Below are 20332 nucleotides of genomic sequence, written 5' to 3'. Positions count from 1 at the left end.
TTATATTCACATTGTTTTAAAATTGCAACTATTTTTAAAAATAAAAACTTCTATTTAATTTATCTAAATTTAAAACTCTTGTAAATTTATCCTTTGATATTAAAAATAAAATTCTATATTTTATTTTTAATTATATAATTCATATATATCAGAAAATTCTAATTCTATTTTGTCTAGGTTTACTTTATAGTTATTGTCATACTCATAATCTTCTAATTTTTCATTTGGTAACAGTATTTCAAATTCAGTTCCATTTTCTCCATCACTATCTAAGTATATTTCACCCTTATTCAATTCAACAATAGATTTAACTATACTAAGACCTATTCCGCTACCTTCATTTAATCTAGTTAATGATTTATCTCCTTGAACAAATCTTTCAAATATCATATCTTGTATATCTATCGGTATACCTATGCCATCATCTTTTACAAGTATATGTACCCACTGTTCATCTTTATATAAATTAACGGCTATATTACCATTTTCTTTTGTAAACTTTATAGCATTTGATAATAAATTAAGCATCGCTCGTTCTATCATAGATAAATCACATTTTATTATATGTTCTTCAATTTCAGTATCAAATACTATATTTATATTTTTATTTTCTGCATAATTTATTACAGAAAGGGTTATATCTTCAATAGCTCTAACTATATCACAATTTACAAATTTAGCTTGCGTAAATCCTACATCTATTTTTGTTATATCAACTATATTATTTATAAGCCTTAACATACGTTTACAATTTATTTCTAAACACTGTTTATGATTTCCATACACTTCTCTAAAGCAAATTGACATATCATTATTTTTAAGATCTAAAAGCTGAAGTGTTGAATAAAAAATATTTAATGGTGTTCTTAATTCATGTGATATATTAGCAAAAAATTCATTTTTAACTTCTTCATGCTTTTTCATTTTTTCATATTCTATCAAATATTTTTCTGTCCTTACTCTCGATGATATATCTTTAAATATAAGTGTATATTTATTTTCTCCAAATTTAGTATATGTATTTTGAATATTACACTCTAAAGTCATATCTAATGATGGTATATATATATTACCATCCCATGCTTTATACTTTCTTGTAAAATCCTTAATTTCTAAAATTATATTTTCATCTAATTCTTTCATTATATTAACTATAACAGATTCAACTTTTTCATTTTTTACACATGGATTTTCAAATATAAATTTTTTAACTGTTTTATTCGCAAATTCTACTTTTCCATTTTCATTATATATGACTACACAACTATATTTATTTTCATCTACTAAGTGATAAAAAACACTAAGTTCATTTTCTAATTCTTTATTTCTTTTTATATTTAATATGAGTTCTAAAAATAATCCACCTATAAATATAATAAATCCCATATATGTTATTGATATACATGTTAATCGTATAGCAAGTATAGGGATTCTAGTTGCTACTGTAGCATAAAAAGCTTTTACCCCAAATAAAAATATACTTGAACTTATGACAGAGTATATATATTCTTTTTGCCTTATACTCTTTACTAAGTAAGTTATAGCTACCACTAAGTATACTATTATTAAAAATATATTATATAGGATAATGTAATTTTCTTTATTTCTAAAATTCAAATATTTAGATTCTAATGTTCCTATAAAAATACTCATTATAGTTACTATTAATATAGAGATACCCTTATTAGATATTATTATATCTTTTATCTTTTTACACGGTAAAATACTTATCAATAATATAATTATTCTAATTAATGATGTCCCTATCGTGATATATCCATCCATATATTTAGTTTGGCTTTGTAAATTTATATTGTCTAAATTTCCAAAAATTATATCTATAAAAAATATAATATACATAAGAGATATAATGAAAAGCTCTTCTTTTTTTGAACTAATATAACACACTAAACTACTACCAATTGCAAGTGCAGCTAAAATTGAATTAAATATTTGTATAAAATCTATTACATTTAGTTTCTGTAATTCTTTTATTTTTAATATATTAAATAATCTTTCTATATATAATATACCGATTATTAAAGTTAATGATATTATGATCCATGTAAATAAATTGTTTTGTACTTTTGCAGATCCTTGTTTTACACTTTTTATATTATACATTTATATACAGTATCTCCCCTATCTTTATTTCACTTAATCCTTTTTATTTAGATTATATATGTTCTAATAATAATTTTACATTAATAAAATACTTCTATTATTTATGGTATTTTAAAAAAACTCAAAATAATAATTTTACTTAATGAAGTATTTAAATTAATATTCCCCTAACTAAAATTTAAAATTAAAACTTATATATTTTATCTTACAAAATTTTATTATACATTTTTTTCTATATTTTTTCAACTTTTCTCAACTATCATCATAATTTTTATAAATACTTTCAAATTAATAAGATACTTTTAATATAATATATAAATTCATACTATTTTGTAAAATATTATTAAATATTATTATACATTGTCCAAATAATATACAATATATCTAAATCTATAATTAGGAGATTTTTGTTATGATAAATAAATTAAAATTTTTAGAAGGAAAAGTTAAAGAATATATAAAGTTTAATATTATAGGTATTAGTAATTTTACAATATCTCAAGTTTTTTATATTACACTTTTTAAGATATTTAAATTAAATTATATTATAGCTTACACAATAACTAGCATACTTAGCATTTTAGCTTCTTATTTTTTGAATTCCAAATTTACTTTTAAAAGTGACAATTATTCGACTAAAAAATTTTCCTTATCAGTTTTAGTTTATATTTTTGAATATATTCTAAATATGGGAATTATAATTTTTTTAGTTAATATACTTGGTATAAATGAAATAATATCACCTTTAATTGCACCTGTATTCTCTACTTTACCTGTATTCTTCTTAATGAGAACTATTATAAAAAATAAATAATAAATAAAACCTATGAATTTAGAATAGATTTCTATATTCATAGGTTTTTATATTTAAAATAATAAATTTAATATATTGTTTAATACATGAGTATGCTCATTAAATATATTAAATCCTATTAATATAAGTATAATTCCACCCGCTAATTCTGCATATCCGTTGAATATATCACCTGCTTTATTTCCTACAAATACTCCAACAACACATACTAAGAATGTTATAATACATATTATTGAAGCTGCGGGTATTATACTAACATTTAAAAATGCAAAACTTATTCCTACTGCTAAAGCATCTATACTAGTAGCTACTGCAAGCATTATTATTTCCTTATTAGATAAGTCATCTTCATCTACTGTAGCACTAAATTCTAACTCAGATTCATCCTCTTTTTTCTATTATTAAAAAATCCTTTTATCATGTTAAATCCTATAAATCCAAGTACCATAAATGATACCCAATGATCTATAGATTTTATGTAGCTTTCAAAACTTATACCTAAAGCCCATCCAAGTAACGGCATCGCTCCTTGAAATATTCCAAATGCTAAAGCCATCTTTAATGATGTGTTCTTTTTTAAATTTTTAATTGTCATACCCTTTGTAATTGACACCGCAAATGCATCCATAGATAATGCAAATGCTGTAAATATAAGTGCTATAAAACTCATACTTCTCCTCCTAAAATTTATTTTATAAACGCAAAAAACGAGACTTATGCATGCTAAATAAACATGCATGAGTCTCGTTTTTTAATACTAGACCAGACTTAAAGTCATTATGTTGACCTAGTAACACTAGTAGTGCAAACTACTCCCTCAGCAAAACTATAAAATATTATATATTTAAATAGTATAATGCTAATTTTAAATAATTACAATCATTAATTTTTAAATTAAGTTTCTATTATGTAAAAAAGAGAGATACATTAAAATCTCTCTTTTTATTCTATATCATTTTTTATTGAGCTAATTCAAGATATCCACTTGGATGGAAGTAGTATATTTTAGCATCATCTTTATTTACAAACATTCCTAAATCTCCATCTGCATCCATTAAAAATACATATCCTTTTAAACCTTTTTCTTTTAACGCTGTAAAATCATTTTCAGTTCCTTGGTATATGTATTTAACATTAGGATTATACATTGATAATAATTCTTCAGCTTCATCTTTATTTAATTTATTTATAATCTGTACTTCTACATTGTTGTTTTTATTTATATCTTCCTGTGAGTCTTGTGCAAAAACTATATCTCCTATATTACTCGTTGCTAATAACCCTGTACATATTAATGATAATGTTATAATTGCTTTTTTCATATAAATCACTTCCTCTTATGTATTATTTACGTAATTTATTATTTCTTTTATGATTTAATAATATCACTAAATATTGTTAAATAACAGTTACACACTTGTTACTTTAGATTACAACTTCGTAAACTTATTTACAGTGGTGTAACTATTTATTGTAGAAAAAGTATATATTTTAGCGATTTTGTTATAATACTATAATAAAAATAACCATACTTTATAATTTGAATTATAATATATGGTTATTTTATAATTTTATATAAACTATTCGTAATATTATGTGCTATCTTAAAGTTCTATGAAATTTATTTTAACTTACTATACTATTTATCACTTACTTCTTCACACCATTCATTCTTAGTATCTACTCCTGGTACCTCTATTGCTAAATGTTAGAACCAGCTATCTTTTGCAGCATTATGCCAATGTTTAACACCTAGAAGTATATGAATTGCATCTCCTGGGTTAATCTTTATAGTTTCTTTTCCCCATTATTGATAATATCCTCTTCCAGCAGTACATAATATATTTATAATATCTTAGATCTTTAAAGACTATTTTAAGATATAATACTACTATAATAAAAAGGAAAACCTATATGAAAATCAAAGAAATATATAATCTAATTAATACAATATTGCCTGATGAAGGTATTATAAAATCACAAGAACAAATGAAGCAATATTATGAAAAGGAAATCATCTTTATCTTCCAAGGTAAAAAAGATGTTTTAGTAGAAAATTCTGTCTTAACTTATGATTGGCAGCGAATATTTGGTATAACTCCAAAGATTCAATCTATGATTTCATGATAGTTTTACTTAAACGTAAAAAAATACCTTGATAAAAATCAAGGTATTTTCTATTATAATTTTAATGATGCCCCTTCCCAGTCTTTAAGGAAGTTCTCTATTCCTTTATCTGTTAAAGGATGTTTAGTCATTTGAGTTATAACTTTGTATGGAACTGTAGCTATATCTGCTCCCATTCTAGCAGCTTGTGCTACGTGTATTGAATTTCTAACACTTGCAACTATTATTTCTGTTTCTATAGCATTAACATTAAATATATCAACTATTTCTTCTATTAATGAAAGTCCATCTTGACCTATATCATCAAGTCTTCCTACAAATGGACTTACATAAGTTGCTCCAGCTCTAGCAGCTAATAATGCTTGAGTTGCTGAGAATATTAATGTTACATTTGTTTTTATTCCCTTTTGAGATAATATTTTAGTTGCCTTTAAACCTTCTAATGTCATAGGTAATTTTATAACTATATTCTTATGTATTTTAGATAATTTATCTGCTTCTTCAACCATACCTTTATGGTCTAAGCTTATTACTTCTGCACTTATAGGACCATCTACTATAGTACTTATTTCTTTTACTACTTCTATAAAGTCTCTTCCTTCTTTAGCTATAAGAGATGGATTTGTAGTAACTCCACATATAACACCTAACTCATTAGCTTCTTTTATTTCTTCTATGTTTGCTGTATCTATAAAAAATCTCATTAAAAACCTCCATAAGTTTTATATTAACTATCTTTAGATTTATATACTATCTATTATTGACTAATAGACTATTAATATATCATAGTTAATTACTTTTTTCATGTTAGTTTATTATTTAACTTTTTAAAGAGACTTATCATCAACATTATCTAACCAATTTTCTATAGTTCCTATTACACTTTCAACACATCCATCTTCAAATGGAGATATTAAGTTACCTATTTTAACAATTTCTAAGAATGATTTAGTTCCTCCAACCTTACATATATCTAAATAATCTTTCCATCCATTCTCTTTATCTTCTCTTATTTTCTTCCAAAATTGTAATGAACATATTTGAGCTAATGTGTAGTCTATATAATAAAATGGATTTTTAAATATATGACCTTGCTTAAACCACCATGTTCCTTTTTCTAAAAAATCACATCCTTCATAATTTTTATGAGGCAAGTATTTTTTTTCTAATTCTCTCCAAATATTTTTTCGTTCTTCTTTCGTCATATTTGGATTTTCATATATATAGTGTTGGAATTCATCTACAACTATTCCATAAGGTATAAATTTAATAGCTGAACCTAAGTGTATAAACTTATATTTTTCAGTGTCTTCTTTAAAGAATAAATCCATCCAAGGCCATGTTATAAATTCCATACTCATAGAGTGTATTTCGCAACTTTCAAATGTTGGGAAATTTATTTCTGGCATATCAATCCAAGTTGACATATATAATTGAAATGCATGACCTGCTTCATGAGTTAATACATCTATGTCATCTGAAGTTTGATTAAAGTTTGAAAATATAAATGGTGCCTTGTAGTTTGGTATATATGTACAATACCCTCCTGCTGCTTTTCCTTTTTTAGTTACTAAGTCCATAAGCTCATTTTCCATCATAAAATCAAAAAACTCTTTAGTTTCCTTTGACAGTTCTGAATACATTTTTTTACCACTTTCCATTATATATTCAGAGCTTCCCTTTGGAGTTGCATTTCCACTTAAAAATTCAAATCCTTCATCTACATATGTAAGTTTGTCTAAGCCTAATCTTTCTTCTTGTCTTTTATAAAGCTTACTAGCAACAGGTACTATATATTTTAAAACTTGAGATCTGAAATTTTTAACCATTTTGGCATTGTAATCAGTTCTCATCATTCTTATATATCCTAATTCAACGAAGCTATCAAAATTTAATTTCTTAGCTATTGTAGTTCTTATCTTTACTAATTGATCAAAAATATCATCAAATTTATCTTCATTTTCTTCAAAAAAGTTATAATATGCGTTTGATGCTTTTATTCTAACATCTCTATCTGTTGATGACATGAATTTTCCCATACCAGATAGGTTTCTTTCTTCTCCTTCAAAATCTATTTTTGCAGTTGCTAATAGTTTAGTGTATTTAGAACATAATTTATTTTCTTCTTGTAAATCCTTTATTATCTCTGATGAAAAAGATTTTAAAGAATAATCTGCTATATCTATAAATTGCTTGCCAAAATCTTGTGCTATATTCTCTTTGAATTTAGAATTTATAACTGACTTATAAAACAATGAATTTAATTCCTCATATAATGGAGAGTACTCATCCCAATACTCTCTTTCTTTTTCATAAAATTCATCTAAAGTATTTATGCTATGTCTTATAGATGATAATGTAGACATAGTTTCTACATTATTTCTAAGTATATTAAGATTTTTTATATTTTCTTTTTGTTCTTCATATGTACAAGAATTATTTATATTATCAATTATACTTATAAATTCTTTTTTAACTTCTTCATATATTGGTCTTTCATATTTATAATCTGAAAATTTCATAATATCACTCCTTCATATTAATTATATCCTAATTTAGGTATTTTTTTATATATAATTAGTTTAATCACTCTATTGTGTTAGTTATTTTAGTAAATATATTGAAATTGCTATGTAAAATTTTAACTATAGAGCTATGTTTTAATATAGTGTTGATATTAGAATCAACTTTAATATTTATTACATCTATTAACCGGTGTATGATATAATACAATATGAGAAACTTCAATCTATGAGTGGTGGTTTCATATAGTCCTAGTTCCTACAGTAAGTAGGAAGGAGGTGTATTCTATATGGAACTAATGATAAATTTTATTATAGGAACTATAAGTTCTATTTGTACTGGATTAATATCTAGTTACATATATGATAAAATAAAAAACCACTTATCTATTGGCCGTAGAAAAAGTGGTTTAGAATTTGAATTTAAACTTAAATTCAAATTTACTAAAAAGTAATTTATGCTAGAAACCACTACTCTATCCAACTAGATTGTAGTTTCTTTTTTATTTAATCTATATTCATATTATACTACATTACACAAAAAAATAAACAAAAAATTTAAATATACTATTATACTCACATTATATTAAATTTGTTCATCAAATTTAATATACAAATTTCAATTAACTCCCAATATAGTATTTTTTACTTACTTATTTTATACTATATTAGAGTTAAAACAAGTATCTTTTACCAATAGTAAAAAAACTAAAACTAATCCTGATTCAAAAGAACTAATATCTAACACTATCTTCAAAAAAACGTTATAAATATCATTAAAAGAAAACCCGAAAAATTCAAAATGTATCTAGTTTTATTAGTTAATTTATCTAATTCTTTTCGTATTGAATTAAATATACTACACATATTATTATTTAAAATATTCTCTATATCAGTTTCAAATATTCTTAGCCACTTAAAATTTGATATATATTTACTTTAAGCACTGTTTATTCTGATTTATTATTTATAAAATTAATAAACATTGATATAATTATTTTAAGTTTTAAATATATACTCGGGAGGGAAATATGTATAAATTAATAGCTTTAGATATTGATGGTACACTATTAAATAGTGAAAAAAAGATAACAAGTGAAGTTTTTAATTCTATTCAAGAGGCAAAAAAAGCTGGTGCTAAAGTAGTTTTATCTACTGGTAGACCATTACCCGGGGTTACACCTTTACTTGATGAATTAAATTTAACTGATGATGGGGATTATGTTATATGCTTTAATGGTGCTGTAGTTCAAGAGGTTAAAAGTAAAAAAGTTTTATCTAATATTGAAATGTGTCATGATGACTTTGTTTTAATAAATAATTTAGCTAAAGAAAACAATACTCATGTACATATAAATACACCAACTAACCTTATAATACCAGAAGAAACTCCAAGCAAGTATACAATACATGAAGCTACTCTTAATAATATCGATATTGTTTCTATGAATGAAGAAGATATAAATGATGATATAACATTCTGTAAGATAATGATTATAGATGAACCTGAAAAGTTAGAAGAAGTTTTAGAAAATATACCTAAAGATTTATTTGATAAGTATACTATAGTTAGGTCTGCTCCATTTTTCTTAGAGTTTTTAAATAAGAATGCTAATAAAGGAACTGCACTTCAAGCACTGTGTAACACTATAAATATACCTATAAGTAAGTCAATCGCTGTTGGAGATGAGGAAAATGACCAACATATGATAAAAATGGCTGGTCTTGGTATTGCTATGGGTAATGCTAGGGATAGTATTAAGGAAATAGCTAATTATGTGACTTGTAGTAATAATGAGCATGGTGTGGCTAAAGTTATAGATAAGTTTATATTAAATAACTAATGTTAATTACAACGTAAATTAGTTTTTGTAAAAATAAACTAATAATTGTTATATACTACAAAATATATAAATGTAAATTTAAAACATTAGGGGAAGGTGTATATGGATTTTTTTATAAATCTAGGCATTACAGGCATATCATTAATATTTTTAGGTAAATTAGCACTTAGAAGAAATAAAACTATTAATGAATCTAATAATTTAGAATTTATAGATAAACTTATGCGTTATATGGAATCAGAATTATTAGCAAAAATCAACTTAAAATATGGAAAACAGTTATTAATTGCTAGTATAGTTGGAGTATTATTTTATAATACATTTGGTTTATTTATGGTACTTGTAACAGTTTTAGTTTTCACTTCATATCTTATAAATTTATTTATTAGTGGATATAAGTATTGTATGATATCGAAAAGATAATCTATTAACAAATCTAATATATTACAAGGTATGTAAAATAAAGTGTGTATTCTTCAAAAAAGTACGATAGTTAAATTATATTATCTCAATGAAGATGCACATTTTTTTAGTTACACAAAAATTAAATTTTAAATAAGCTTATACGAAATATAATATTAAAATAAAAATTTAAAAAGGCTATAACTTTATAATTATAGCCTTTCAAAATAAATAATTATTGTTATTTAATTTTGATATAATTAATATCTCCTCTTACTTTTTTGAGTGTAGTTTGGATTCATAAAATTCCTTTTAAATAATTTTAATGTAAAAAATTCGCTTCGCTCATATCGCCAACGACTTCGTCCGTTGCTCAAAATCTTTTTAGTAGCCCTTTTTATTAATCTAAATTTATTATCCCATTTAATACTGAAATATAAGCTATCATAGCAAAGAATACACATACACAAAGTGCACCTATTGTTAAAGCACAGTTAAATAAATATATTGTAGGAACATATAACATAACTGTTAAAGCTATTGGTATTAATAATATGTATGAAATAAATCTAACATTTTGTAAAAATAGTTTTATTAACATTGATACTACTAACAATACTAATGGGAACACTGTTAAATAACTAGCCCCAGGTAATGCTATTGTAAATATTAATGAAAGAATTAATAATAGTATCATAGAACCTATCGTAAATTCATTTTTATCTTCAAAATTATTAGTAATCCTTTTAGATGTAAAGAAATATCCTACAAATAAAGTTATCATAACAAAAATAAAAATTATATCTTCAAACTTTACTAATGGTAAATAAGTAAGTTCAAATTTTCTACCATTTAATACTGCTAATAATCTACTTATTCCATAACCAATCCCAATAGAAGCAATTGTAAATATTAAATTAGCAATCACATATTTAATTACTTTCTTTGGTTTATTTACATTTAACTTTTTAATTATTACTATTAGTCCAATTAGTATTACTGCTAGCAAGAATATATTAACTGTCTTTGAATATCTTATAAATGCGCTTCCTAAATTAAAAAATATTGAATCATCCGTTCCTTTTAAAGCATCTGGGTTCGAATATTTTTCGTTAGAAACAAATTCTTTAACAATAGGTAATACCTGATCTCCATAATGCTGCATAGATTCATCACTAAGGTTTTCAGGATTATCATTAGGAGTATGATAGTTTTCTAGTTCATCAAGAACACTTATATTAATTCCATTTAATCCATTTTCTAAAAATACTGTAAAGTCAGTTCCATTAGGTAATAATCTATATATTTCTGGAGTTATAGAATAAGAAAATGGTTTTTCACTAGCTTCATATAAGTCCATTACTGCATTATTGTCTTGACTAGTTTCAAACATTATAGCAGGTCCTGATGTACCTCTTGCCTCTATATTTATAACATAATTAACACCTTCTAATATTTCTTTTTCTTTAACTGCTTCTTTAGCTCCTAAAAGTCCACATTCTTCACCATCAGTAAAAAGTATTTTTATTCCATTTTCAAGTTCAGTATTAGATTCTTTTATTACTCTAAGAGTTTCTAGTATTGTTGATAATGCATACCCAGCATCTGCTGAACCTAAAGAACCTTCTTGTTGTGAATATCGTCCTTCTTTAGCTTTTGCACTATCATAATGAGTAGCTAAAAGTATATATGAATCAGATTTGCCCTTTATTTCTCCATAGATATTTTCTAAATCTACGTTTTCATGAGCATTATCTCCATATGCAGCATAATTTTTTAAATGAACATCATCATATTTGTATGTTTTAGTTTCTACTCCTAATTTTTCAAGCTCAGAAAGTAAATATTCTCTAACTTCACTTTTCGCTTTTTTATCTTCATCAAATATTGTATGAGGAGCTTTAGATATATTTTTTATATGCTCCATTTGATAATTAACATTTGTTTTGCTATCATCAGTGTAATTAGGTTTAGATGGATTTATAGAATTATATCCAATTACACCAGAAATTCCAATCAAAGCTATTAATGCCAAGGACGTTATTTTTTTCTTTAAACTCATGTTTTCCCTCCACTTATATGTTTAATTATTAGACTTTGTTTTAAATAAATATTAATATTTAAAACTATAACTAATTATTAATATATATTTAGAGTATCAAAATATTTTTATTTTGTAAATCAAAATATTTTAGAAATATAATATTTTACATTCCAAATTAAATAAATACTTAAAGTAACTCGTTGTGCTAGTTAATTAATAAAAAGACTGTAAATAAGTCTATATTTACACAAACCTACTTACAGTCCATATTTATCTTATTATCTTTCTTGCAAGTGTCGCCGTCCATATACCCATCATAGTCAATCCCAAAAACATTTCAACACCAGATAAAAATATACTCAAATTTAGAGGTGTTATATCTCCATATCCTACAGTTGTAAATGTAACCATACTAAAGTATAAAGAACTCATAAAATCTGTTATCACATTTCTTTCTGCTAATCCATATGAAAAAGCCTCCATATAATTTACAGTAGCTCCATTTATACTAAGACCTGTAAACATATATATAACAGCAAATACAAATATTATTTCTAATGATGTTATAAGTGCATACGTAGGCCTTTCTCCATATCCACATAATAACCAATATATAGTTGATTTTATTTTATCTATTCCTGTAAGGGATCTATTTTCAATACACTTAGATAGGTAATAATACTCTGAAGCACAATTTATTAAATTATTCTCCTCTAATTTTTTAGCTATGTTCTTATATACTTTTGCAACCTCTTCATAAGACTTTTTGTATTTCTTATCTATTCTAATGTTATCTATAAAAACATATTCATCTAGTCTAGTTATATTTTTATCTTCAAATTTTAATTTTTCAATAGATGAGTTTATGATTTTTATACCTCTACAATCACAATCACTTATTTGATTATTATTTATAATCATATTACTAAAAATAGTATTTTCTAAATTAGATTCTATAAATTTTAAATCATTAATTCTACACTCTTTAAATACGCTATTTTCCAAATTACAATTTTTAAATATAGTTTTTATGAATATACAATCATCTGAAAATATATTGATATTATCTAATTTATAAAATCCACAATTTTCAAATAGCACATTTTCAAATATACATTTTGAAAATATATTTCCATTAAATATACAATCTTTAAATATTACATCTTTGAATTTGCATCTCTTAAAATCATTATATTCTAATTTTACATAAGAGATTATATTTAAATCTTTACTTATATTTCCTTTTATACTCTTATCTTCTATATGGTTAAATAATAGCGTCCCTTTATCACATATATTATAATTATCTTCTTTATCTAAAGTTGATTTTCCTTTTATATGATTTTCATATTTTAAAAATTTACGGTTATATGCATTTAACTGTAAATAGTAATTTTTTTTATGATTATTAATTCTATTTTCTAATTCTATATTTATATTTTTCTTTAGTTTCTCACTATTTCTAAATTGCATTTTCTTCCCCCCTTTTATTTAGGTAATGTAATCTATAAAAATTTATATTCTATAAAAGTAATAAATTTTTCCACTTTATAGAATACTTGTCTAACTTAATTAATATAACTATAATATAGAAATTTATTTATAAAATTTAAAGGGGGATACAATGGATAATAAAATTAATGAACTTAAGAAAAACTTACCTAAAGAAAATTGCTCTTTTTGCACACATCTTTCTTTAGATGGTCCTGATGAAAACTTTAAATACAATGTTAAATGTATTATATTTGATACTCTACCTAAATGTAAGGATAATTGTGAATACTTTGAATCAGAATATAGTGGAATAAATACTCATGACTTAGATGATTTATATATTAAATTTTTAGATTCTTGCTTAAGGGCACCTTATTATGAATATAAAAAATCTATACATTGGAAATTATTTAAAGATTATGCTTTAAATAACCTAGATAATAAATGTTGTAAGTGCGGTAATAAAGAAAACCTAGATGTGGTTCATATAAATAAAAATTTAGGAAGAGAAACATTAAATGATGTAGCTGTTATGTGCTTTAATTGTACTTATGGCTTATAAAAAATTTACATTAATCTCTATAGCTATATTTATTTTTTATCATGACTAATTTAATATATATATGTTTTAAGAATCATTCTACATTATAAATACTTTTATTATTTATTATAGCTTTGAAAAATTCAAAATAATATTTTCATATAATGTAGTATTTTAATTAAAACATATATATGATTTATTATTTATATAATTTACTATGTATAAATAATTTAATTACTAGTTATAAAAATAATATCCCTGTAAATAATACTTTATATATTATATTATGGAGGTATATACATATGACTTTAAATTGTTTTGCTTATAACTGTGCTTATAATAAAAATGGTGCTTGTTATGCTGGCAACATAACTATAACTGGAGCAAATGCATCTAGTTCAGTAAAAACACATTGTTCTACTTTTTCAGAAAGTAACGGAAGTTTATCTAATCTAACTAGCAATGACTTTACTACATCTAACGATATAACTTGTAAAGCAACACATTGTAGTTATAATGCGGGATATACATGTACTGCAAGTAGTGTGAGTATAAATGCATCTAATGCATGTTGTGATACTTTTATAAATAATTAGAACCTGTATGTGATAGATTGTCAAAATAAGTATAACACTTTATATTTGTGTTATACTTATTTTGACAATCTATCAATTTTAATAATATTAGATATTTAAAATTTATTAGAAAATACAATTTAATCATAAAAAATTCGCTTCGCTTGAGCGACGTGTCGGCGAATCACTTCATGCCGCCAACGACTTTATCCGTTGCTTGAGCCACTGCGTGGGCGAAGTATTTCAAAATCTTTTTTACGCTCAAAAACAATTTATTGATATTACTTACATTCAGAATTTATCCACATTTTTTAAAACATTATAATATCTTTAAGCGTAAAAAACTAACATATCCCTTTATTTTATGATTTTGTTAATATACTTTCTCTATATACGCTTGCCTCTTCTTCTTTATTTAATACTCTAAGTATACCTTTAGATAAAGCTTCTAATTCATTTTCCCCTGGCATAACACAAACATCACTTATAAATTCTACTCTTTTTCTTATATTTTCAGTAATAAGACTAGAATAAGCTATCCCTCCAGTTAATATTATTGCATCTACTTTTCCTAATACTACTGTTGCTAATTCTCCTATACCTTTTGCTATTTGATAAGTCATAGCTTCATGAACTAATTTTGCATTTTTATTTCCTTCATTTATCATTTTTTCAACTTCTCTTACATCAACAGTACCTAAGTATGAATAAATTCCTCCATTTCCCCTAATAATTTTTAGCATCTCTTTGTGTGTATAGTTTCCTGAAAAACACCTATCAATTAACTTTTTACAAGGAACTTTTCCCGATCTGTCTGGAGAAAAAGGCCCCTCATCATCAGATACTATATCTACCATTTTACCATTTTCATGTATACTTAGGGTTATTCCTCCACCTAAATGAGCTACTATTAAATTTAACTCATCATATCTTTTATTATTATCTTTAGCATACTTTATAGCCATAGCTCTAGAATTTAATGCATGACTTAAACATTCTCTATCCATTCCATTAACTCCAGATAACCTCGCTACATCAGTTAGTTCATCAACTGATACAGAGTCATATATGTATGCATTAATCCCTAAATTTTTAGATATTTCATACGATATTATTGCACCTAAATTTGATGCATGTTCTAAAACAGGTCTATTTATTAGCCTCTCTATCATTTCATCATTCACTAAGTATGCTCCTGATTTAACTGGAGGTAATAACCCACCTCTTCCAACTATAGCACTTAAAGAGTCTAACTCTATATCATTTTCCTTTAGTACTTTTAATACTCCTTCTTTTCGCATTTCAAATTGTTCCTGCACTGTATCGTACTTTTCTAGCTCTTTTACTTTATGTTCTATAGATTTTACTAATAGCTGTTTTTCATTATCATATACAGCTATTTTAGTGGAAGTAGAGCCTGGGTTAATAGCTAATATTCTATAAATCATATATTTCCCCCTTAAAATATAATTAAGATTTATTATTTATTTAAATAACATATGAACTATCTCTTTTAAACATATAATTTTAAATTAAAATCATAAATTATACATATACATCTTAATATATTTTAGTATATAAAAATTGCTACCTCAAAATAGAATTTATTAGTTCCCTATAAAATTCTTATATTTTGAGATAGCATCAATATATTAATTAGATTCTAAATCTAATGCTTCTGAAACCATTTCCATTCCTTTTTTAAATGCTTGTAAATTTATATCAATAAATTTTTCTTTAATATTTTCTCTTATTATACTTTCCCAATCTATATATTCAAGTTTCATAGATTTTACTAAGGCACCTAAAAGTATTATATTCATTACTTTTGTATTGCCCATTTCTTTAGCTTTATTCTCTGCATTTATTATAGTAGCATTTAATCTATTAAGCTCATCTTCTATTTCTTTTTCATAATAAGTAGCCTTACCATTTAGAATTGGCATAGAATCTATTCTATAATTATTTACTACTATTTTTCCCTCTGGCTTTAAATATTCTAGCCATCTTAAAGCTTCCATTTTTTCAAATGATACTAATATATCTGCACCACCTATTTCAATAACTGGTGAATAAACTTTTTCTCCATATCTAACTTGCGAAGATACCGAACCTCCTCTTTGGCTCATTCCATGTATTTCACTCATTTTTACATCATATCCAGCATTCATAAGACCTGTAGTTAATAATTTACTTGAAAGTATAGTCCCTTGACCTCCTACGCCTACTAAAATAATACTTTTTGTCATATTATTTTCCCTCCTTAGATATAGCATCTTTTGGACATACTTGACTACATACCTCACAACCTACACATTGATTTTTATCTATACATACTAATTTTTCCTCTGATTTAAATGATATAGCAGGGCATCCTGTTTTCATACATAGCTTACACCCTATGCATTTATCAGTATCAACACTGCATTTAGAAGTAAATGGATTATTAAACTCTTCTATATCTTGTTTTGAGAACTTTTTAAGAACACATGGCCATCTAGTTATTATTACTGATGGTTCTTCTAAATTAAATGCCCAATCTAGTGTTTCTTTTACTTGAGATAAATTATTTGGGTTTATAGTTCTTATGTGCTTAACTCCACAAGCCTTAACTAATTCTTCTATATTCACTTCACTAGTTACATCACCTTGTAATGTATATCCAGTACCTGGATTTTGTTGATGCCCTGTCATTCCAGTTATTCTATTATCTAATATTACTGATATAGAATTTCCTTTGTTATAAACAACATCTAATAATGAATTTATTCCTGTATGGAAAAATGTTGAGTCTCCTAAAACTCCAACAACTCTCATCTTGTTATTTTTTTTCATATTAAATACTTTTTGAGCCCCATGAGCACTACTTAAACTTGCACCCATACAAATAGTAGTATCCATAGCATTATATGGAGGTGCAAATCCTAAAGTATAGCATCCTATATCACCTGTAACCATAACATTTTTTCTTTTTCCTAGTTCATAGAAGAAACCTCTATGAGGACATCCTGCACATAATCCTGGTGGTCTATTAACTACTAGTTCTTTGTTGTATTCTATAGTATCATTTGTTTTCCCAAATAATGCTTTTCTTATTACATCTGGAGTCATTTCTCCATATGAAGGAAAGATATCTTTACCATGACATTTTATATTATTAGCTTTTAATTGTTCTTCTATAAATGGGTCATTTTCTTCTATTACATAAATTTCATCTACTTTAGAAGCAAATTCTTTTATTTTATCTATAGGCATAGGATTTGTAAATCCTAGTTTCATATATGATGCATCATCTTTAAATACTTCTTTGGCATATGTATAACATATACCCGATGCAACTATACCTATTTTAGTATCATTCATTTCATAATTATTTAAATGTGTATTATTAGAATAATCTAATAATTTTTTCATTCTTTCTTCAATATCAACTCTTCTTACTCTAGCATGAGCTGGTACTGTTAAGTTCTTTTGAGGATTCTTAATGTACTCTTTTATAGGAACTTCTACTCTATCACTACACTCAACTATTCCTTTAGAATGACAAAGCCTTGTTGTTACTCTAAATAAAACAGGTGTATCATACTTTTCACTTATTTCAAATGCTTCTTTAAACATGTCTTTAGCCTCTTGACTTGTTGCTGGTTCAAACATAGCTATTTTAGCAAACTTAGCATAGTTTCTATTGTCTTGTTCATTTTGTGAAGAGTGCATTCCAGGTTCATCTGCCGTTATTAAAACCATTCCTCCATTAACTCCAATATATGAAAATGTAAATAATGGATCAGCTGCAACATTAACTCCAACATGCTTCATAGATGCCATAGTTCTAGCTCCTGCAATTGATCCTCCTATAGCCGCTTCTAATGCTACTTTTTCATTTGTTGCCCATTCTGCTACTATATTTTCTTTATATATAGCTACATTTTCAAGAATCTCCGTACTTGGCGTTCCCGGGTATGCAGATGCAAACTTTACACCTGCTTCATATGCTCCACGTGCAATAGCTTCATTACCAGTCATTAATAATTTCATAACATGGTTTCCCCCACAAATATTTATATTTTTAATCCCTAGCTAACATTTGACCCCTAACACGTTCTAGTGCATTTTTTATAATGCTTGGTGCAATAGCACATTTTTCTTCTGATACTGCACATACTGCAAATCTAAGTCCTCTTTTAAGTGGTACTACAAATACATTATCTTTTGTTAGTTCTTCACTAACAGCTTTTGGATCTTCACATGGTATACTTATAAAGAATCCATCTATATATGGAAGAATATCAAGCTCACACTTTTTAGCTTCCTCAACAAATACTTCCGCTCTTTTACTTAACATCTCTTTATATATTTTCTTTTCATCCATATATTCTTTATATTTTTCAGGGTTATTAATTATATTAGTAAGAACCTTCATAGGACCTCTATTACAATTTGACCAGTTAGCTCTACAAGAATGAACACAAGAATAATAGAATTGCTCTGCTACATCCTCGCTAGATGATATACAAATAGCTGCTCCCATCCTCATTCCATAAGCAGTAAATCCTTTTGACATACTAAATCCAACTATAACTAATATATTTTCTGGAAGGTTTGTAAATTTTTCAAAGAATTTTCTGCATCCATCATCATCTTTTACAAAGTCGATGTATGCAACGTCTACAAATAGTATTATTTTTTTCTCTGGATTTTGGGCTACTTCTTTTGATAAGTTTAATATTTTATCCCAATCATTATCTGGAACGCTATACCCTGTTGGATTATGAGCTGGTGTGTTTAATATAGTAAATATTCTTTCTTGTTTAGATGCTATATTTAAAAATCTTTCTCTAAAAGAATTAAAATTAAAATTATTATATTCATTAAATAGTTGATATGTTGTTACTTTTCTTCCTACTTCTTCACTTATACTTACATATGGACTCCAAAACCAATCTGATGTTAATATTTCATCACCTTCATTAGTGTAATTCCATACTGCAAGTTTTATAGCTCCACTTCCACCTGGAGTTGCAACTGCTCTTATATGTGCATCTGGCATAGAATCTTTAAAACAAGCTTTTTTTACTGCTTCTAAATAATCCTTTTGTCCTGCAATTGATGCATATGCTGCTATTTCAGAGTTTGGTAATGACTTATATTCATCAAATACAGTGTTTAAAGTTATGATATTTCCATCATCATCTGTTAATGCTCCAATAGTAGCATTTATTACATTTTCTTTACCTAAACTTTTTATAGCTGCTTGAGCTTTTTCTGATATATTAAAAATTGGGTCAGCAACCCTTGGCCACTGTGCATGTTTTGCAACCATTGTTTCTGGCATAAAAAATCCCCCTTTTATATTTATAATTAATAAAATATAATACTGTTGTATATTTTATTCTATACTTTTTATTTTTAAAACTATTTTATATAATAAATAGGCCTGTTAAAGTATCATATTATATCGATTTTCGAAGTAAATGAAATACTTATTAATGTAATTACATTTGTCTCTGTTATACAATTTTGTGATATATAGTAAGTTAAAAATAAAAATTCTAAATATATTAAAATTATAAATTATCTACTCTCTAAGTCATTAACTCTTTTCTCTAGATTATTAATTTTACTGTTTATTAAGGCTTTATTTATTTTGTTTTTTATAAATCTATATATATCAATTAGAATTAGCATCCATAGTACTATATTCAATATTTGAAAAAAATTAATATGTATATATATAAACTTAAACAAAGCTAAATAATTAGATATACTCTTTTTAAATTTAGTATATATATCTATACCATTCATATATTTATTAATAGATATAATTTATGGTATGGAGGTACTATTT

At 25.2% G+C, this 20332-nt stretch carries 19 protein-coding genes; 7 read left to right on the top strand and 12 right to left on the bottom strand.

From position 1 onward, the window contains the following. Positions 1 to 126: 126 nt before the first annotated feature. Positions 127 to 2124, bottom strand: a complete 1998-nt coding sequence (locus tag CRIB_RS02855; protein WP_180703045.1) for a sensor histidine kinase — start codon at positions 2122 to 2124, stop codon at positions 127 to 129. A gap of 412 nt (positions 2125 to 2536) precedes the next feature. Here CRIB_RS02855 and CRIB_RS02850 point away from each other — a divergent pair, with 412 nt between their 5' ends. Then, positions 2537 to 2938, top strand: coding sequence for a GtrA family protein (locus tag CRIB_RS02850; protein WP_180703044.1), 402 nt, complete (start codon positions 2537 to 2539; stop codon positions 2936 to 2938). 53 nt (positions 2939 to 2991) lie between these two features. Here CRIB_RS02850 and CRIB_RS12755 read toward each other — a convergent pair whose 3' ends face one another. The 3 genes from CRIB_RS12755 to CRIB_RS02840 all read right to left on the bottom strand — a co-directional run bounded on the left by CRIB_RS12755 (position 2992) and on the right by CRIB_RS02840 (position 4260). Further along, the gene (locus tag CRIB_RS12755) at positions 2992 to 3258 is read right to left on the bottom strand and encodes a manganese efflux pump (RefSeq protein WP_334293960.1); all 267 of its coding nucleotides are present in this window, start codon (positions 3256 to 3258) and stop codon (positions 2992 to 2994) included. A gap of 50 nt (positions 3259 to 3308) precedes the next feature. Then, complete coding sequence (locus CRIB_RS12750; RefSeq protein ID WP_330404927.1) at positions 3309 to 3608, bottom strand: manganese efflux pump MntP; 300 nt, start codon at positions 3606 to 3608, stop codon at positions 3309 to 3311. 289 nt (positions 3609 to 3897) lie between these two features. Continuing rightward, on the bottom strand, positions 3898 to 4260 hold the full coding sequence (locus CRIB_RS02840) for a hypothetical protein (RefSeq protein WP_180703043.1): 363 nt from the start codon (positions 4258 to 4260) through the stop codon (positions 3898 to 3900). 592 nt (positions 4261 to 4852) lie between these two features. Between CRIB_RS02840 and CRIB_RS02835 the strand changes: the two genes are divergently transcribed. Then, entirely contained in the window at positions 4853 to 5065 is a 213-nt protein-coding gene (locus tag CRIB_RS02835; RefSeq protein ID WP_180703042.1) for a hypothetical protein, read from the top strand. A gap of 53 nt (positions 5066 to 5118) precedes the next feature. Here CRIB_RS02835 and fsa read toward each other — a convergent pair whose 3' ends face one another. Together fsa and CRIB_RS02825 are read right to left on the bottom strand one after the other, a co-directional pair. Then, entirely contained in the window at positions 5119 to 5769 is a 651-nt protein-coding gene (gene fsa, locus CRIB_RS02830; protein ID WP_180703041.1) for a fructose-6-phosphate aldolase, read from the bottom strand. A 123-nt stretch (positions 5770 to 5892) separates the two neighbouring features. Next, positions 5893 to 7587 (bottom strand): M3 family oligoendopeptidase, encoded by a 1695-nt coding sequence (locus CRIB_RS02825; RefSeq protein WP_180703040.1) that lies wholly within the window; start codon positions 7585 to 7587, stop codon positions 5893 to 5895. Positions 7588 to 7877: 290 nt separating this feature from the next. On the opposite strand from CRIB_RS02825, the gene CRIB_RS02820 reads away from it, so the two are divergent. The 3 genes from CRIB_RS02820 to CRIB_RS02810 all read left to right on the top strand — a co-directional run bounded on the left by CRIB_RS02820 (position 7878) and on the right by CRIB_RS02810 (position 9854). Beyond that, positions 7878 to 8042 carry a hypothetical protein gene (locus CRIB_RS02820; RefSeq protein ID WP_180701508.1) on the top strand — a complete coding sequence of 55 codons (165 nt, stop codon included), beginning with the start codon at positions 7878 to 7880 and terminating at the stop codon, positions 8040 to 8042. A 576-nt stretch (positions 8043 to 8618) separates the two neighbouring features. Continuing rightward, on the top strand, positions 8619 to 9431 hold the full coding sequence (gene yidA, locus CRIB_RS02815; protein ID WP_180703039.1) for a sugar-phosphatase: 813 nt from the start codon (positions 8619 to 8621) through the stop codon (positions 9429 to 9431). Positions 9432 to 9533: 102 nt separating this feature from the next. Beyond that, a complete protein-coding gene (locus CRIB_RS02810; protein WP_180703038.1) occupies positions 9534 to 9854 on the top strand; it encodes a hypothetical protein in 321 nt (106 codons plus the stop codon). Between the two features lie 379 nt (positions 9855 to 10233). Here the strand turns inward: CRIB_RS02810 and CRIB_RS02805 are convergent, their stop codons facing one another. Both CRIB_RS02805 and CRIB_RS02800 read right to left on the bottom strand, forming a co-directional pair. Continuing rightward, positions 10234 to 11895, bottom strand: coding sequence for a M28 family peptidase (locus CRIB_RS02805; protein WP_180703037.1), 1662 nt, complete (start codon positions 11893 to 11895; stop codon positions 10234 to 10236). 252 nt (positions 11896 to 12147) lie between these two features. Then, positions 12148 to 13350: an ion channel gene (locus tag CRIB_RS02800; RefSeq protein WP_180703036.1), complete on the bottom strand. Its 1203-nt coding sequence runs from the start codon at positions 13348 to 13350 to the stop codon at positions 12148 to 12150. 151 nt (positions 13351 to 13501) lie between these two features. Between CRIB_RS02800 and CRIB_RS02795 the strand changes: the two genes are divergently transcribed. Together CRIB_RS02795 and CRIB_RS02790 are read left to right on the top strand one after the other, a co-directional pair. Further along, positions 13502 to 13933: a hypothetical protein gene (locus CRIB_RS02795; RefSeq protein ID WP_180703035.1), complete on the top strand. Its 432-nt coding sequence runs from the start codon at positions 13502 to 13504 to the stop codon at positions 13931 to 13933. Between the two features lie 281 nt (positions 13934 to 14214). After that, the gene (locus CRIB_RS02790; protein ID WP_180703034.1) at positions 14215 to 14508 is read left to right on the top strand and encodes a DUF1540 domain-containing protein; all 294 of its coding nucleotides are present in this window, start codon (positions 14215 to 14217) and stop codon (positions 14506 to 14508) included. Between the two features lie 341 nt (positions 14509 to 14849). Here CRIB_RS02790 and buk read toward each other — a convergent pair whose 3' ends face one another. From buk to CRIB_RS02770, 4 genes are all read right to left on the bottom strand, one after another. Then, a complete protein-coding gene (buk, locus tag CRIB_RS02785; protein WP_180703033.1) occupies positions 14850 to 15935 on the bottom strand; it encodes a butyrate kinase in 1086 nt (361 codons plus the stop codon). A 204-nt stretch (positions 15936 to 16139) separates the two neighbouring features. Next, entirely contained in the window at positions 16140 to 16736 is a 597-nt protein-coding gene (locus CRIB_RS02780; RefSeq protein ID WP_180703032.1) for an indolepyruvate oxidoreductase subunit beta, read from the bottom strand. A 1-nt stretch (position 16737) separates the two neighbouring features. Beyond that, positions 16738 to 18522: an indolepyruvate ferredoxin oxidoreductase subunit alpha gene (gene iorA, locus CRIB_RS02775; protein WP_180703031.1), complete on the bottom strand. Its 1785-nt coding sequence runs from the start codon at positions 18520 to 18522 to the stop codon at positions 16738 to 16740. Between the two features lie 31 nt (positions 18523 to 18553). Then, positions 18554 to 19819 carry a pyridoxal phosphate-dependent aminotransferase gene (locus CRIB_RS02770; protein WP_180703030.1) on the bottom strand — a complete coding sequence of 422 codons (1266 nt, stop codon included), beginning with the start codon at positions 19817 to 19819 and terminating at the stop codon, positions 18554 to 18556. Between the last annotated feature and the right edge of the window lie 513 nt (positions 19820 to 20332).

The sequence above is a fragment of the Romboutsia ilealis genome (genome assembly GCF_900015215.1).
GTDB lineage: Bacteria > Bacillota > Clostridia > Peptostreptococcales > Peptostreptococcaceae > Romboutsia > Romboutsia ilealis.
The sequence above is the reverse complement of the archived record's forward strand: the minus strand, read 5'-3'. Positions and strand labels throughout refer to the sequence as shown.

Bases quoted from the DNA above. Each gene is read 5' to 3' on its own strand.
- CRIB_RS02855 (WP_180703045.1), bottom strand. From the start codon at position 2,124: ATGTATAATATAAAAAGTGTAAAACAAGGATCTGCAAAAGTACAAAAC.
- CRIB_RS02790 (WP_180703034.1), top strand. From the start codon at position 14,215: ATGACTTTAAATTGTTTTGCTTATAACTGTGCTTATAATAAAAATGGT.
- CRIB_RS12750 (WP_330404927.1), bottom strand. From the start codon at position 3,608: ATGAGTTTTATAGCACTTATATTTACAGCATTTGCATTATCTATGGAT.
- CRIB_RS02820 (WP_180701508.1), top strand. From the start codon at position 7,878: ATGGAACTAATGATAAATTTTATTATAGGAACTATAAGTTCTATTTGT.
- CRIB_RS02795 (WP_180703035.1), top strand. From the start codon at position 13,502: ATGGATAATAAAATTAATGAACTTAAGAAAAACTTACCTAAAGAAAAT.
- CRIB_RS02840 (WP_180703043.1), bottom strand. From the start codon at position 4,260: ATGAAAAAAGCAATTATAACATTATCATTAATATGTACAGGGTTATTA.
- yidA (WP_180703039.1), top strand. From the start codon at position 8,619: ATGTATAAATTAATAGCTTTAGATATTGATGGTACACTATTAAATAGT.
- buk (WP_180703033.1), bottom strand. From the start codon at position 15,935: ATGATTTATAGAATATTAGCTATTAACCCAGGCTCTACTTCCACTAAA.
- CRIB_RS02835 (WP_180703042.1), top strand. From the start codon at position 4,853: ATGAAAATCAAAGAAATATATAATCTAATTAATACAATATTGCCTGAT.
- CRIB_RS02850 (WP_180703044.1), top strand. From the start codon at position 2,537: ATGATAAATAAATTAAAATTTTTAGAAGGAAAAGTTAAAGAATATATA.
- CRIB_RS02805 (WP_180703037.1), bottom strand. From the start codon at position 11,895: ATGAGTTTAAAGAAAAAAATAACGTCCTTGGCATTAATAGCTTTGATT.
- CRIB_RS02780 (WP_180703032.1), bottom strand. From the start codon at position 16,736: ATGACAAAAAGTATTATTTTAGTAGGCGTAGGAGGTCAAGGGACTATA.
- fsa (WP_180703041.1), bottom strand. From the start codon at position 5,769: ATGAGATTTTTTATAGATACAGCAAACATAGAAGAAATAAAAGAAGCT.
- CRIB_RS02810 (WP_180703038.1), top strand. From the start codon at position 9,534: ATGGATTTTTTTATAAATCTAGGCATTACAGGCATATCATTAATATTT.
- CRIB_RS02825 (WP_180703040.1), bottom strand. From the start codon at position 7,587: ATGAAATTTTCAGATTATAAATATGAAAGACCAATATATGAAGAAGTT.
- CRIB_RS02770 (WP_180703030.1), bottom strand. From the start codon at position 19,819: ATGCCAGAAACAATGGTTGCAAAACATGCACAGTGGCCAAGGGTTGCT.
- CRIB_RS12755 (WP_334293960.1), bottom strand. From the start codon at position 3,258: ATGCTTGCAGTAGCTACTAGTATAGATGCTTTAGCAGTAGGAATAAGT.
- iorA (WP_180703031.1), bottom strand. From the start codon at position 18,522: ATGAAATTATTAATGACTGGTAATGAAGCTATTGCACGTGGAGCATAT.
- CRIB_RS02800 (WP_180703036.1), bottom strand. From the start codon at position 13,350: ATGCAATTTAGAAATAGTGAGAAACTAAAGAAAAATATAAATATAGAA.